The sequence below is a fragment of the Pedobacter sp. Leaf170 genome, assembly GCF_920984665.1.
Lineage (GTDB): Bacteria > Bacteroidota > Bacteroidia > Sphingobacteriales > Sphingobacteriaceae > Pedobacter.
Map to the genome: position 1 here is coordinate 36,742 of NZ_CAKLBP010000011.1, position 14,967 is coordinate 51,708.

Annotated in this window: 11 protein-coding genes; 3 read left to right on the forward strand and 8 right to left on the reverse strand. The window is 36.1% G+C overall.

Going from position 1 to position 14,967, the window contains the following annotated elements; all coding sequences use genetic code 11:
• Window positions 1–570: 570 nt before the first annotated feature.
• On the reverse strand, window positions 571–3,447 hold the full coding sequence (gcvP, locus tag LUA90_RS18945) for an aminomethyl-transferring glycine dehydrogenase (RefSeq protein WP_231492171.1): 2,877 nt from the start codon (window positions 3,445–3,447) through the stop codon (window positions 571–573).
• A gap of 682 nt (window positions 3,448–4,129) precedes the next feature.
• On the opposite strand from gcvP, the gene LUA90_RS18950 reads away from it, so the two are divergent.
• Entirely contained in the window at window positions 4,130–4,972 is an 843-nt protein-coding gene (locus LUA90_RS18950) for a hypothetical protein (RefSeq protein WP_231464120.1), read from the forward strand.
• A 4-nt stretch (window positions 4,973–4,976) separates the two neighbouring features.
• Here the strand turns inward: LUA90_RS18950 and LUA90_RS18955 are convergent, their stop codons facing one another.
• From LUA90_RS18955 to LUA90_RS18965, 3 genes are all read right to left on the reverse strand, one after another.
• Entirely contained in the window at window positions 4,977–5,540 is a 564-nt protein-coding gene (locus tag LUA90_RS18955; protein WP_231464122.1) for a hypothetical protein, read from the reverse strand.
• 259 nt (window positions 5,541–5,799) lie between these two features.
• On the reverse strand, window positions 5,800–6,693 hold the full coding sequence (locus LUA90_RS18960; protein WP_231464124.1) for a DMT family transporter: 894 nt from the start codon (window positions 6,691–6,693) through the stop codon (window positions 5,800–5,802).
• A gap of 96 nt (window positions 6,694–6,789) precedes the next feature.
• The gene (locus tag LUA90_RS18965) at window positions 6,790–7,506 is read right to left on the reverse strand and encodes a pyridoxine 5'-phosphate synthase (protein ID WP_231464126.1); all 717 of its coding nucleotides are present in this window, start codon (window positions 7,504–7,506) and stop codon (window positions 6,790–6,792) included.
• An 84-nt stretch (window positions 7,507–7,590) separates the two neighbouring features.
• Here LUA90_RS18965 and LUA90_RS18970 point away from each other — a divergent pair, with 84 nt between their 5' ends.
• Both LUA90_RS18970 and LUA90_RS18975 read left to right on the forward strand, forming a co-directional pair.
• Entirely contained in the window at window positions 7,591–9,231 is a 1,641-nt protein-coding gene (locus LUA90_RS18970; protein WP_231464127.1) for a glycosyltransferase family 39 protein, read from the forward strand.
• Window position 9,232: 1 nt separating this feature from the next.
• Window positions 9,233–9,613, forward strand: coding sequence for a GtrA family protein (locus LUA90_RS18975; RefSeq protein WP_231492173.1), 381 nt, complete (start codon window positions 9,233–9,235; stop codon window positions 9,611–9,613).
• Window positions 9,614–9,818: 205 nt separating this feature from the next.
• Here LUA90_RS18975 and LUA90_RS18980 read toward each other — a convergent pair whose 3' ends face one another.
• The 4 genes from LUA90_RS18980 to LUA90_RS18995 form a co-directional block, all read right to left on the reverse strand.
• A complete protein-coding gene (locus LUA90_RS18980) occupies window positions 9,819–10,172 on the reverse strand; it encodes a DUF6370 family protein (RefSeq protein ID WP_231492175.1) in 354 nt (117 codons plus the stop codon).
• A gap of 345 nt (window positions 10,173–10,517) precedes the next feature.
• Window positions 10,518–11,834, reverse strand: coding sequence for an adenosylhomocysteinase (gene ahcY / locus LUA90_RS18985; protein WP_231464133.1), 1,317 nt, complete (start codon window positions 11,832–11,834; stop codon window positions 10,518–10,520).
• 245 nt (window positions 11,835–12,079) lie between these two features.
• On the reverse strand, window positions 12,080–12,559 hold the full coding sequence (locus tag LUA90_RS18990) for a hypothetical protein (RefSeq protein ID WP_231492177.1): 480 nt from the start codon (window positions 12,557–12,559) through the stop codon (window positions 12,080–12,082).
• Window positions 12,560–12,563: 4 nt separating this feature from the next.
• Window positions 12,564–13,796: a hypothetical protein gene (locus LUA90_RS18995; protein ID WP_231492179.1), complete on the reverse strand. Its 1,233-nt coding sequence runs from the start codon at window positions 13,794–13,796 to the stop codon at window positions 12,564–12,566.
• Window positions 13,797–14,967: the final 1,171 nt, after the last annotated feature.

Below are 14,967 nucleotides of genomic sequence, written 5' to 3' on the forward strand. Positions count from 1 at the left end.
GGAGCGCAGCGTAATGGAGAAATCTTTGAACATAGGTTATTAGTACAAAAATTTCTCAGCTGAACCTGAAATGCCGAACAAAAAAAAATCTGCAAGCTTTATGAAAATGAATTCTAAAACTTGCAGATGATTTATTTGTTTCGTGAAGACAAGAACCAAGGCTTAATTATCTAAAATGAGATTGCTTCGTTGGCTGAAAAAGCCTCCTCGCAATGACGAGTAGGAAAGTCAAAATCGTCATTTCGACTGGAGCGCAGCGTAATGGAGAAATCTTTGAACATAGGTTATCAGTACAAAGATTTCTCGGTTGCGCCTGAAATGAGGGGCAAAAAAAATCTGCAAGCTTTATGAAAATGAATTCAAAAACTTGCAGATGATTTATTTGCTTTGTAGAAACACGAACCAAGGCTTAATTATTTAAAAAGAGATTGCTTCGTCGGCTGAAAAAGCCTTCTCGCAATGACGGATTGGTGTTGGGTTCAGCGATGGAAAGGAAAACCTTAAATCTTTTACCTTCTACCCTATACCCTAAACCCTGCACCTTAAACCCTATACCTTCTACCCTAAACCCTAAGGCACTATTTCCTCTAAATAACTCTCAACCGGTGGACAAGCACAAATTAATGACCTGTCGCCATGGCTATCATTTACACGTCCAACCGATGGCCAAAACTTACGCTCTAACACATAAGGTAGCGGGAATGCAGCAGTTTGACGGCTATAAGCATGTTCCCATTCGTTAGCGGTAATTACCGAAACGGTATGCGGTGCATTTTTTAAAGGATTATCTATTTTATCGAAAGTTAGGTTTTCAACCTGATCAATTTCTTTTTTAATAGCAATTAAAGCATCACAGAAACGGTCTAACTCATGTTTAGGCTCAGATTCTGTAGGCTCAACCATTAACGTACCTGCAACCGGGAATGAAACCGTTGGCGCATGGAAACCATAATCCATTAAACGTTTTGCAATATCGGTAACTTCAATTCCAAATGCTTTGAAAGAACGGCAATCTAAAATCATCTCGTGTGCACAACGACCTTGAGCACCTGAATATAGTACCGGATAATGTTGTTCTAAACGAGCTTTCATATAATTTGCATTCAAAATAGCATATTTTGTAGCATTGGTTAATCCTTCAGCGCCCATCATAGCGATGTATGCATGAGAAATAATCAAGATTGAAGCCGAACCCCAAGGTGCAGAAGAAACCGCAGAAATTGATTTTCCTTTGTCGATATCTACCACAGCGTGGCCAGGAAGATATGGAACCAAGTGCTTTGCAACACCAATCGGACCCATACCAGGACCACCACCACCGTGAGGAATACAGAAAGTTTTGTGCAAGTTTAAGTGGCAAACATCAGCACCGATATTAGCCGGACTTGTTAAACCAACCTGAGCATTCATATTTGCACCATCCATGTAAACTTGTCCGCCGTTAGCATGTATAGTTTCACAAATTTCGATAATGCTTTCTTCAAATACACCATGCGTTGATGGATAAGTAACCATCAAACATGATAAATTGTCTTTATGTAATTCTGCTTTCGCTTTTAAATCTTCAACATCTATATTACCATTTTCTAAAGATTTAACAACAACAATTTTCATATCGGCCATTGCCGCAGAAGCAGGGTTTGTACCATGAGCAGATGCAGGAATTAAAGCTACGTTACGATGGAAATCTCCCCTATCCTGATGGTAAGCACGAATAACCATTAAACCAGCATACTCGCCCTGAGCACCAGCATTTGGCTGTAAACTCATTGCTGCAAAGCCTGTAATTTCACTTAACCATTTATCCAATTCATTAAAAACAGAATAATAACCTAAAACCTGGTCGGCGGGCGCAAACGGATGTACGCGACCAAAATGAGACCAGGTAACCGGAATCATTTCTGCCGTTGCGTTTAATTTCATTGTACAGCTTCCCAATGCAATCATCGAGTGGCAAAGCGATAAATCTTTAGCCTCTAGTGATTTGATGTAACGCAACATTTCATGTTCTGAATGGTGCGAGTTAAAAATTGGGTGTGTTAAATATTCAGAAGTACGCTGTAAAGCCGAAGGAATAACTGTAGTAACATTTTCTACAACTTCAACCTGGTCTGCCGCTACCGCTTTTACTTTAGCAAAGATTTTAGCGATTAAAGCTACATCTTCAAAGGTTGTGGTTTCATCAATTGAAATGGTTGCAACATTCCCAACATAATTTAAGTTGATTTCGTTATCTAAACATCCAGAGTGAATACCGCCTTTTAAATCGCCTAAATCGAAACGAATCGTATCAAAATAAGCAGAATTTAATTGCTCGTAACCTAAGCTTTTTAATGTTGAGGCCAAGCTTATTGCCAAACCATGTGTACGTTCTGCAATGGCTTTTAAACCTTTCGGACCGTGATAAGCTGCATAAAACCCAGCCATAATAGCCAATAAAGCTTGTGCCGTACAAATGTTTGAAGTTGCTTTATCTCTACGAATGTGTTGCTCGCGGGTTTGCAAAGCCATACGTAAAGCGTAATCACCGTGGCTATCGATGGTTACACCAATAATACGGCCAGGGATTGAACGCTTATATTCATCTTTAGTTGCAAAAAATGCTGCGTGAGGACCACCGAATCCCATAGGAATACCGAAACGTTGTGTTGTACCAACCACAATATCTGCACCCCATTCGCCTGGAGGCGATAATAAGGTTAAGCTTAAAATATCTGCAGCAACTGTTAATTTAATGTTTTGGTTGTGCAGTTCTGAAGCAAAGTTTTTGTAATCGAAAACCTCACCATTACCAGCAGGATATTGAACAATTGCACCGAAAAAATCTTCTGTAGCAACGAAATCCAAATGGCTACCAATAACCAGTTCAATTCCGTATGGATTTGCACGGGTTTTTAAAATATCTATCGTTTGCGGAAAAACCAATTCAGATACAAAATATTTCTTTGCAGCTTGATTTTTACGCGTACTGTATTGCATAAACATTGCTTCTGCCGCAGCTGTACCTTCATCTAAAAGAGATGCGTTGGCAATTTCCATTCCGGTTAAATCGATAACCATAGTTTGAAAATTTAACAAAGCCTGTAAACGGCCTTGAGCAATTTCAGCCTGGTAAGGTGTGTATTGGGTGTACCATCCCGGATTTTCAAAAACGTTACGCAAAATTACGCCTGGCGTAATCGTATCATAATAACCTTGACCAATAAAGCTTTTGAAAACCTTATTTAACAACGAAGTTTGTTTTAAAGCACCAAGATATTCAGTTTCTGATTTTGCAGCAGGCAAATTTAAAGGTTGTTTTAACCTAATTGCACCTGGCACAGTTTGTTCAATCAGCTCATCAATAGAATTTACCCCAACAGCTTGCAGCATTTCTGCTGTATCTGCCTCATTCGGCGCAATATGACGGTTTTGAAAATCTTCCTTGTAATGGATATTTAAGCTCATGCGTTATGAATAATAATTTGCGTGCAAAGGTAACGAAAAGGGCGTTGTATTTTGCTATATATAAGTGTAAAAAAGGTGTCTTATTTACGATTAAAAGCTACAAAAATAGTAGATTATAAACTTATTGACACACTCAAACGTTTGTGTGCTTTATTGCTAAAAATTTAAATTATTTGGAAAGCGCTGCTTGTGTAAAAATTTAAGTTTGTTCCCGCCATTTGCTACAATCTTTTTGTTAATTTTTGTCAGTTAATTTAAAGTTTCTACAAACAAAAAGTATTTCCGCGGCTGTTGGGTTTAGTAAAATAAACCTGTGCTAAAAATGTCAGTTTAAACCCATTCAAAGTTTTATATCTTTGAAATATTAAACCTACATGAATTATGGGTCTTAATTTTATTAATAAACATGAACGTTTGACTAAGCCAAAGCATAAAATCTTCGTTCTACTTATTACCGGCCTAACATCCCGTACGTACGGGATTGGGGAAGCACAGTCAAAGCCAACTCACTGACTTTAAAACAAAAATTTTCAGCTGGCGTTTTTTGTTTCTTTTTGACGTCAAAAAGAAAAAAGCCCGTCCGGTCAGGACAAAACAACATGCTTAATTGATATTAGAATACAGTTTTAATACTACAAACGATTTTTTACACCCATAACTCACGTTAATCATTTAAGATTACATGCCAAACTCAAAAAATAATGTTGCTCTTTTAGTTCACGCCTGCGATCGTTATGAATTTTTATACAAAGGTTTCGACTATTCATTTTCTAAGAACTGGGATTTTAAAATTCCTTGCAACTATTATTTTGCTACGGAAATAAAAGATGCAGAAGTTAATGGCTTTACCAATATCAAATCTGGCAAAGGCGAATGGGCAGATAGACTTGCTAATTTACTCAAAAATATTGATGAGGATTATGTGCTCTATTTTCAGGAAGACATGTGGTTAAGTAAACCGGTAAATCCTAAATTCTTTACTGAATTATTCAAGTTAGCTACTATAAATAACTGGAAACAAGTAAAACTTCATAGTTCTGATGTTTATGTAACAAAAGAAACTGATAATTTTATTGAAGGATTTAATATTGCAGAGGTAGATAATAAGGCGTCAAATTTTTTAATGTCTCACCAAATTACCCTTTGGAAAAAAGATTTTCTATTGGCTCAACTTCACAAAAGAGAACATCCCTGGCGAAACGAAAGAAAAGGAACAAAACGTTTAAAAAAGCTTAACCCATTAATCCAGCATATAGATTATTTTGCAGAAAACGGAGCTGATGAAATTAACATAAATAAAAAACCGATAAAGCGAAGTGAATATTATGCCGTTTCTTTCAACAGCACCTTGAATTTCAATGCAGTTCGTTTTATCGAAGAGCTAAAATCTGGCAACAAATCAGAACAAGATTATGCGGCAGAACTGCAAAATCATTACGATAATGATTTAACCCATGACGGAAAACCAAAAGCAAAAAAAGTAGATTTATTTAAAAGATTTAAAACCTGGTTTTTGAATAAGTAAAAGTTTACTTCTGCACTTTCCAACCTTCATCCTTACTTAACTTCAATCTATAAGTTTTGGTTATGAAGTCGCTGTTTTCATTTGCGTTTTTATCAAAAGGAGCAAAAACTGTATTTACCTTTTTTAATGAAACAGTAACTTTGGCTGTACTTGAATTTACCTGAGAGAAATCAACTGGTTTTTCATCTGAAAGAACGTATTCCACAACTTTAACCGTAGCCTTATCATCATCTTGCTTTAAAACCAATGGACTTGCTTTTTCGGTTAACGTCACTCGATAAAGGAAACTGCTATCTTTCGATAAAAATTTTTTGTTCGCTTCTTTTAAGTTTAATGTTACCATTCCGGTACCTTCTAAAGTTTTGTATTTAGCTAAATCTTGTTTATCACTTTTGCTGCTAAATTTAATTTCTCCAAAATTAAACCGTGTTGTTTTGTATTCCGGGTTAGCAGTCAAGTAGTCTGTAATTACACTACCCGCTTCTTCCTGATTAATGGTGGTTTTGGTTTTACATCCGGCGAAGCCGATAATAAGAAAAGATAATATATAAAGGATATGTTTTTTCATGTTTTTGAATTTGCTTTTTAAAGGTATTTATTTTTAGGTTAACCGCAAAGAACGCTAAGTTTTTCGCAAAGAAAAAGAAGAGTTTAGGCTACATATTTTACCGCAGAGTGAACAGAGGCTTTACCGAATTCACAAATCTTGAATACTTAACTCAGTGTTCTCTGTGTTTTTCTTAGTGTGCTTTGTGGTTAAAAATTCAACACCCAGCTTTGTGTTCTTTGCGCACTTATCTATGCGAACTTTGCGGTTAATTATTAAACTAAGCAGGCCGTCTCAAATACTTCAAATTTGGAATTACCATTGCCGATAATATTACGAAAACGCCAACCCACCGCAAAAAAGAAACCTGCTCTTGTAACACAAAGCCAGCCATCATTACTGCTACGGGCAATTCTGCGGCACTTAAAATTGAGCTTAAAGCCGTACCAATTCTTGGAACACCTTCTGCATAAAATAATGGAGGGATAACGGTTCCGAAAACAGCTATAATCAAACCCCATTTCAATAAACTACCGCTTAAAGCGCCATTGAATAAAAATGTGGGCGGAAAAATGATAAAAATTAAAATGCAGGCGCCCGTAATCATTAAAGCACTTTTCTTTAGTGGAGGATATTCATTTCCAATTTTTCCACTCAGCATTAAGAAACCAGCATAGCAAACCGCCGCTAACAACCCAAAGCCAATTCCGGTTAAGCTTAAACTTTTAATACTCGTTTCTACCATACCGCTTGCTAATACTGTTCCGCCTAAAACCAGTAGAATTGCTATAAACTGTAATCCTGAAGGTTTCTTTTTAAAGATTAAGAATTCGAGTAAAATACTCATCCAAATAAACTGCATTAATAAAATAATGGCCACAGAGTTTGGAACAAGCTTAACGCATTGGTAGTAGAAAACACTAACAAGACCGGTACAAGTTCCAGCCAAAACCATTTGCCACCAAGGCGTTTTAGTCTCAATTGCTTTTGCTTTATATTTCCGGGTTTTGGTTTGAAAGAAAAAGAGTGTCCATAAAATAACGGCACCAAAAAAAGCCTGGGCGCCGGTTACATCGCCTAATGTGTAGCCTTCATGGTAAGCAAGTTTTACAAAAGTTGACAGGATGCCAAAACTACAGGCACCAAAAAAGACAAGGATAATTCCTTTTAACATGATATTTTTTAATTACGTCATTGCGAGGCACGAAGCAATCTTATCTTAAAAGGTTGCTTCGTGCCTCGCAATGACGACTTTATTATTTGCAGCTTATTACGCTAACTGTTGTAAATATTTTTGAATTGTTGTTTCCAAACCCAAATATAGCGCATCGCTAATCAGCGCATGGCCAATAGAAACCTCTAACAAACCAGGAATACTTTGGGCAAAGTAATGTAGGTTATGCAAATCCAAATCATGCCCTGCATTGATACCTAAACCCAAATGGTTGGCATATTTTGCCGCTGCGATGTAATTTACCACAGCTTTTTCTCTATCTGCGAAATAATTTTGAGCATAAGCCTCGGTGTATAATTCAATTCTGTCTGTTCCGGTTTCAGCAGCACCTTCAATCATTTCTACAACGGGGTCGACAAATATTGAAACGCGAATGCCTTCTTTCTGAAAAACAGCAACCATTTCTTTAAGATAATCTTTATGTTTTAGGGTGTCCCAACCATGGTTTGAAGTTATCTGACCTTCGGCATCTGGCACCAAAGTAACCTGAACAGGTTTATTGGCTAAAACCAAATCGACAAATTTATCTTCACGGCAGTTACCCTCGATATTAAATTCTGTTGAAATAACGGCTTTCAAATCATAAACATCCTGATAACGAATATGGCGTTCATCTGGACGCGGGTGTACAGTAATACCTTGCGCACCAAAACGCTCACAATCTAATGCAACTTTAACTAAATCAGGATTGTTGCCGCCACGACTGTTGCGTAAAGTAGCAATTTTGTTGATATTAACCGATAACTTTGTCATGCCGTAAAGATAAGGCTTTGCCTTTGTTTATCTCAAAGCTTAAATAAATTTGACTTTTTTTTGCTCATATTTGTTCAAATCGTCATGAATTTAAAGGATACAACATTATATAAAATTTTAATTGCAGCACTCGTAATTGTTAGCAGTTTTGCTCTTTTTAGTGGGGTTATGGAGCCAGATGGAGCACTTTATGCTTCGATGGCAAAAAACATAATTATTTATAAAGACTGGCTTAACCTATACGGCCGAGGAGCAGATTGGTTAGATAAGCCACATTTAACTTTTTGGATAGCAGCTGCTTCATTTAAACTTTTTGGCATCTCTGCATTCGCTTATAAATTACCTAACTTTTTATTCGGGTTGCTTGGCGTTTGGTATTTATATAAGCTGGCAAAAGATATTTATGATGAGAAAACGGGACTAATTAGCGCTTTAATTTTTCTGAGCGCCCTGCATATTGGCACATCAACTTTTGATGTAAGGGCAGAGATTTACATCACCACGTTTACACTGGCATCCATTTATCATTATTATAAAGCGCAACATTATTCTTTCTGGCATGTCGTAGCAGGTTCGTTTTTTGCAGCTTGCGCAATACTAATAAAAGGAATTTTTGTATTGATTCCCGTTTTTGCCGGCTTCATCATTTATTGGTTATTTACAAAACAGTATAAACAACTGTGGCAACCAAAATGGTGGATAGCAATTGTTTTAATCTTTGTATTCATTACGCCAGAATTATACTCCCTTTATACACAGTTCGATTTACATCCTGAGAAAGTTGTTTTTAACAGAACCGGCGTATCAGGTTTAAAATTTTTCTTTTGGGATAGCCAATTCGGGAGATTTTTTAACAACGGACCAATTAAAGGTAAAGGAGATATTTCTTTCTTTTTACACACAACTCTTTGGGCATTTTTACCTTGGTCGGTATTGCTTTATGCAGCAGTTGTAAATTTATTTAAAAAGAAAAACCGGGATAATCTGGCACCAGAAAGTATTATTATTTGGGCAAGTGCGGCAGTAACTTTTTTAATTTTTTCATTGTCGAAGTTCCAATTACCACACTATATTTTAATTGTTTTTCCTCAGTTTGCCATTATAACGGCTTTGTATTTGCAGAAGCTTGAAATAAAAGGTTTAAAGGGATTTCTGATTGTACAGAATGTTATTTATGCATTGGTTATCATATTACTTTCTGCGCTAGCATATTATTTCGGCTTTAATAATTATGTAATAGCAATAATCATGATAGCCATTATTTTTATTGTGGCTTTTATCATTTTTAAAGGATTTAAAGTAGAAACCATCATTGGCAGAAGTGTATTCCTTTTTATCGGTTTGATGGCATATTTATTTGTTTTCTTCTATCCTGCCCTTTTAAAATACCAATCTGGCAGTGAGGCCGGAACATGGTTAAAGAAAAATTACCCAACCGCTAAACCTGCAGTTTTAAATTATATAGATGCTTTTTCATTTGATTTTTATGCCCCAGGCGAAGTAAAATATTTGCGGAATTATGAAGATTTAAATCAATATAAGAACACGAAAGATTTAGTTTTATACGTTTCAGAAGTTGAGCTTCCTAAATTAAAAGCATCCTATAATGTTCAAGTTTTAAATTCTTTTGAATACTTTCATATTTCTAAATTAACGCCAAAATTCCTAAACAAAAACTCAAGAAACCGGGTGCTGGAGCACTTTTATTTGGTTAAAGTAAATTAGAATGGATTTAATCTTTCGCATCGTAAAGTTCGGTTTAACAGGTCTTTTAGGCATGGCGATAGATTTTGGCGCAACATGGTTGTGTAAGGAGAAACTAAAAATCAATAAATATATTGCCAATGCAGTTGGTTTTAGTTTGGCCGTAACAAATAATTATTTAATTAATAGAATTTGGACTTTCCAAAGCACAAACACACATTGGGGAACAGAATTTTTTAAATTCCTTGCCGTAAGCTTATTTGGATTAGTCTTAAATACCGTTATTATTTACTTTTTTCACCAGCGTAAAAACGGCATTAACTTTTACTTAGCTAAGTTTTTTGCAATAGTTCTGGTATTTATATGGAATTTTTTAGCAAACATGCTGTTCACTTTTAAGTAACATTTTTCCCAACATAATAGAACACCACAAGCCAAATCAAGCCTTTAATCAGGAAAAATAGAAAGCCTATTAGGCCAACCCTTTTAAACCATAACTTCAATTTCTCTTTATTCATGGTGATGATTGTAAAGATAAATGATTTAGAGTAGATTAGAAATATTTTAAATAAGGATTAATGGGCGTTTAGTGTAATGCTAAATAAAATTTATAATGATTTTTTAATTGGCAGTATTGTAATTTCTTTTGCTTTAAAACGGTTTTTTACAATCTCTCCGCTCACTTCTGCTTTGCTAACAGCATTACAAAAGCCATGTTCACCGTGTGCATCGCCGAAATCATCAATGTTTTTACCATCAACAAAGTAAGGTTTACCATCAATCCGGATTGCTAAATCGCAGCTTTTACCTTTCCCGCCTTGTGGGCTGGCAAGCATTTTGAATTGACATTCGCCGCAGGCGATATCTACAACTTGTTTTGTGATTACTTTTTTAGGAGATGTTTGAGTATTTGCGTTTAAACTAATTGCGCTAATAAATAAGGCGAGGGGCAAGCTTTTCATGTTGATTTTTTTTCAAATGTAGGTTTTAGCCGGCAAAAGAATTACTGTATTTTGTAAAATAAACCTGATGGAAACAAACACGGATCCCGATATTTCATCGGGAGAAGTAAAGTGTACAGCAGGGCTGAAATTGCCGAAGTATTACTGAACGTACCTTTTCAAAATATTCTTTTTTTTGCCACGGAAACACAGAAAACACGGAAGTTATTGTCCTTCGACAAGCTCAGGATGACAGGAAGATAAAAAAGGGATATGCAATTTGCACATCCCTTTTGACAACTCATAAATGAGATTGCTTCCCCTAACAGTCGGGGCAAGCCGTTCCTCGCAATGACGAGGAAGCGATTAATAACGATATTCGTCTGATTTAAACGGACCTTCTACCGGAACGCCGATATAATCAGCCTGGTGTTGATCTAAAACGTCTAATTCTACGCCTATTTTTTCTAAATGTAAACGAGCAACTTTCTCGTCTAAATACTTTGGTAAAACGTAAACTTTATTTTCGTATTTACCTGGGTTAGTCCAAAGTTCTAATTGCGCTAAAGTTTGGTTAGTAAATGAAGCACTCATTACAAAACTTGGGTGGCCGGTTGCACAACCTAAGTTTACTAAACGACCTTCGGCCAACAAGATGATATCTTTACCTTCGATAGTATATTTATCTACCTGAGGTTTGATTTCTACTTTGGTTGAACCGTATTTTTCGTTTAACCAGGCAACATCGATTTCGTTATCGAAGTGACCGATGTTACAAACGATAGCTTTATCTTTCATGGTTAAGAAATGCTCGCCACGAACGATATCACGGTTACCAGTTGTGGTTACAATAATGTCTGCTTCTTTAACGGCAGTAGCGAATTTTTTAACTTCGTAACCTTCCATTGCAGCTTGTAAAGCACAAATTGGGTCGATTTCAGTAACAATAACACGCACGCCTTGCGAGCTTAAAGATTCTGCTGAACCTTTACCCACATCGCCATAACCACAAACAACAGCAACTTTACCAGCCATCATTACGTCAGTTGCACGACGAATCGCATCAACTAATGATTCGCGACAACCGTATTTATTATCGAATTTAGATTTAGTTACAGAATCGTTAACGTTAATTGCAGGTAAGTGCAATGTTCCGTTTTTCATTCTTTCGTATAAACGGTGTACACCGGTTGTAGTTTCTTCTGATAAACCTTTGATTGCAGCAATTAGCTCAGGGTATTTATCAAAAACCATATTGGTTAAATCGCCACCATCATCTAAAATCATGTTTAATGGTTGCTGATCAGGACCAAAGTGTAAAGTTTGCTCAATACACCAGTCAAATTCTTCTTCGTTTAAGCCTTTCCAAGCGTAAACCTGAATTCCTGCAGCAGCAATTGCAGCAGCAGCGTGATCTTGTGTTGAGAAAATGTTACATGATGACCAGGTAACTTCTGCGCCTAAAGCCACTAAAGTTTCAATTAATACAGCCGTTTGGATAGTCATGTGCAGACAGCCTGCAATACGAGCACCCTTTAATGGTTGCGTTGGACCGAATTCTTTACGTAAACTCATTAAACCTGGCATTTCTGCTTCGGCTAATTCGATTTCTTTACGGCCCCATTCTGCCAGTGAAATGTCCTTAACTTTGTAAGGAAGGTATGTTGTCTCTACTGATGACATATTATTTTTATTTAAATTGTTGCTAATTAATTAGTTACGTTAAGACAAAAAAGGCTCTTGCCCACTATTTGCCCACTTTCTAAAAACTTTATCTGTTTTGAGTGCCCCAAAATTACGCAATAGTTTAACCAATTTCAAAAGCTTGAGAATTAATTAACTCAATCATTATTTTAAGATGAATATACATACATTCGATGAGTTCTGTTACCATCTAAAAACTTATATTTCGATTCAACATTAGAAAATTAAGGTATTTTTAAAATTACGATTCCATCAGTACCTCTCTCAAAAACAGCATTATTACATGCATCGGATTTTGACATACTTAAAACTCGACGTCCCCTTTTCATAATTGTTGAAAAGTCGACTAGTGATCGATCCACTATACAGTACTGTTCTATGTGCTTTCGATTGATGAATAACAAAATACTCTTACTCTCATCTAAGGTTAGTTCAGGCATTTTCTTTTCAAATATCGCAGAATTATCAAACCCAGCGTTTCTCAATTGTATCTCACTCGCATATGGCTCAATCACATAAACAGAGTCCCATGAGAATTTAACAAAATCACATAAGTTTAGATTTATAGGTTTTGGTGAAGTGCCCATTAATTGAATAGTTTTTTTTAATTGCGGTGTCAAATCAAATTGCACAACTTGTTTATCTTCTTTGCAACTACTTAGAAACAAAATTATTGAGCAAATTAACAATAGTATTGTTTTCATAAATTTACATATTAGTTGGGCATAACTGTCCGTATAAAATATATTTTAAATTTCCATTAACTAATAACGAGTTAGCTATGTTAGCATATATGCTCCAATATCCAGGTTGATTGATATTCACTGGCTGGTGAGCACTTCTTCCAATAGCATTATTGTATAAATCCATTTGCTTGGCTAGCGCAGAGTTATTACCTCCATCCTCGTGAGCTGTGCCCAAGCTTTCTGCCAATGCCAGACCTAATGCGTCAACATTAAGCATACTAAAATATGCATGTCTGAAAGCATCAGCTTTGCTATCGGTCATAGGCTCACCGGCAAATCTAGTTTGAGTTTCATCAAGAGCATTCTTCGCATTTGCCAAATAACTAAGCTGGTTAGTCCGAGTCATGGAGTTGTAAATTCCGAGTTCACGGCTCGACATACGAGATTTATAATCTTCCTCAAAAGCTTTCATTTCGTTTGTATCACGAGAATCGACGTTTTGGTATCTAGTCCCCGCATGATAAGTCCCGTCATCATTGGCAATCCACCAAACCTCTGTCGCCATCACATCTGAGCAATGACTTCCTACAAATACTGTCGAAGTGTTTTGGTATACACCATTTGTGTACCAATCAGTAGTCAGAAATAAATCCATGCAAACCGTAACCTTTAGCTTGACCAAATCTTTACTGTTCAATGCCTGCAACTTGTCATTAAATTTTCTTGTAAAGCTATTTTCATCCTGCCTTTCCAAAACGAATCTATTCGAGTAAACGTTAGCTGATCGACGTTTTATATTTTCTTTATCTGTTATCTCTAGAAAACTAAGTTCATACAACTCTTTTGGGTTCATTCTATTACTGGACTTTGCTTTGTCTATTGGGACTGTGACAACTTTTGACTCGAAATGATTACCATCATATTTTATAACTAAGTTATACTGAGTTTGGCCATTATCGATGTTTGACAAGTTAGTATTCACTAAAGTCGTTATTATTGTTGCGTCACCCGATTTATCGACCTTTACTAAATCCCAGTCTGGTTTAAAAATTAATTGATTGGTTGTTCCAGTTGAAGATTTTATTCTGGAATCTAAATTTTTTTGTTGAGCTTCATACCATTGTCTCGAATTTTCGACCAATTGTTTATTTCCTTCAATACTTACAGATTCTTTTTTACACCCGATGAGAAATGATAGACTAAGCGAAAGGACGCAGATTAATACTCTGCCAGTTGATAGAGATTTTTTATACATAATGAGAGTTAAATTAGTTTATGTTCCAAAGTTAAATTTGTTATTGGCTAAACGTCCAACTCTGATGTTAATTTACATCAAACCTGTATGTAGGTAGCACCAAAGCTGAGTCGAAGTATATTTTCGAATTTATTTTACACGAAACGCCGTTAATTCAGGATCTATTTTAACAAAAGGACACATTCAACTGAAAAACTTCACCAACTGTCAGTACTCATCCGGGTGGTGTTGTGGGATAATTGCACCAAGTTGTCAGCATTTGTCAGCATACGCACGCATTGAGATAGTGGATAATTCGAAATAGTGTTAGCAAATGTTAGCATCAAACCACAACATTTAACAACAACCTTGCGCAAGGAAAAGGCAAAGAAATGTTAACAAAAGCGTTCTACACGCACGTATAGAGATATACGATAATTGCTTTAAGCTTAATTTTACGCGCACACGAATTGACCGTAGAAAAATCTTCTATTCATTCTAAGTGGTGTTTTTTGCCTGTATTTTGCCTGTTAACATGAGGTTTTATGAGGTTTTGCAAGATGGTGATAGCAAGAAATAGCACTCAAATAATTACTGAATTTTAAATTTAACTCACGTTTTCTCACGTTTTTGATTTATCAATGTCAAGTTTTGTACGGTTTTGTTCGGTTCAAAACTCAAAACATCTCAGGTTTTCTCAGGTTTTGATACTTAATCGCAGCGTGTAAAACGAAAGTAGTGTGAAGTTTTGTGAAGTTTTGCTGCCAGGTAAGCACGCTATCAATAAGAGGTTTATTCGAAACATGTTAAGTTTTGTTAAGTTTTCGCTTGGATTGAATTTCAACATTTTTCAACATGTACTGCCTTTGTGAGCTAAGTAGTAATTCTCACGTTGCACCTCTGATATTCTGGCTTGAATGTCTAGTTTTGTGAGGTTCCTACTACTTGCTTGAATGTCAACATTTGTCAACATTGAACTGTTCAGACCAAAGCCGGAATTCCGGCTTAGCTTCTGATATCTGGTTTAAATACTAACATTTACTAACATTCATTATGTTACCAGTAAAAGACAGATTTCTACCTTAGCATTCAAAAGGGATTTCAATGATAGGTTATAAATATCGGTTTCAACCTTAACAAAAGTTAACAACCTACTCAAGGCGATTGCTACTCTGGTCCAATTTCCGTTCGT

What these genes read in the sequence shown, in the direction of transcription:
- gcvP (WP_231492171.1), bottom strand. Translation starts at nt 3,447, where the DNA reads ATGAGCTTAAATATCCATTACAAGGAAGATTTTCAAAACCGTCATATT.
- LUA90_RS18950 (WP_231464120.1), top strand. Translation starts at nt 4,130, where the DNA reads ATGCCAAACTCAAAAAATAATGTTGCTCTTTTAGTTCACGCCTGCGAT.
- LUA90_RS18955 (WP_231464122.1), bottom strand. Translation starts at nt 5,540, where the DNA reads ATGAAAAAACATATCCTTTATATATTATCTTTTCTTATTATCGGCTTC.
- LUA90_RS18960 (WP_231464124.1), bottom strand. Translation starts at nt 6,693, where the DNA reads ATGTTAAAAGGAATTATCCTTGTCTTTTTTGGTGCCTGTAGTTTTGGC.
- LUA90_RS18965 (WP_231464126.1), bottom strand. Translation starts at nt 7,506, where the DNA reads ATGACAAAGTTATCGGTTAATATCAACAAAATTGCTACTTTACGCAAC.
- LUA90_RS18970 (WP_231464127.1), top strand. Translation starts at nt 7,591, where the DNA reads ATGAATTTAAAGGATACAACATTATATAAAATTTTAATTGCAGCACTC.
- LUA90_RS18975 (WP_231492173.1), top strand. Translation starts at nt 9,233, where the DNA reads ATGGATTTAATCTTTCGCATCGTAAAGTTCGGTTTAACAGGTCTTTTA.
- LUA90_RS18980 (WP_231492175.1), bottom strand. Translation starts at nt 10,172, where the DNA reads ATGAAAAGCTTGCCCCTCGCCTTATTTATTAGCGCAATTAGTTTAAAC.
- ahcY (WP_231464133.1), bottom strand. Translation starts at nt 11,834, where the DNA reads ATGTCATCAGTAGAGACAACATACCTTCCTTACAAAGTTAAGGACATT.
- LUA90_RS18990 (WP_231492177.1), bottom strand. Translation starts at nt 12,559, where the DNA reads ATGAAAACAATACTATTGTTAATTTGCTCAATAATTTTGTTTCTAAGT.
- LUA90_RS18995 (WP_231492179.1), bottom strand. Translation starts at nt 13,796, where the DNA reads ATGTATAAAAAATCTCTATCAACTGGCAGAGTATTAATCTGCGTCCTT.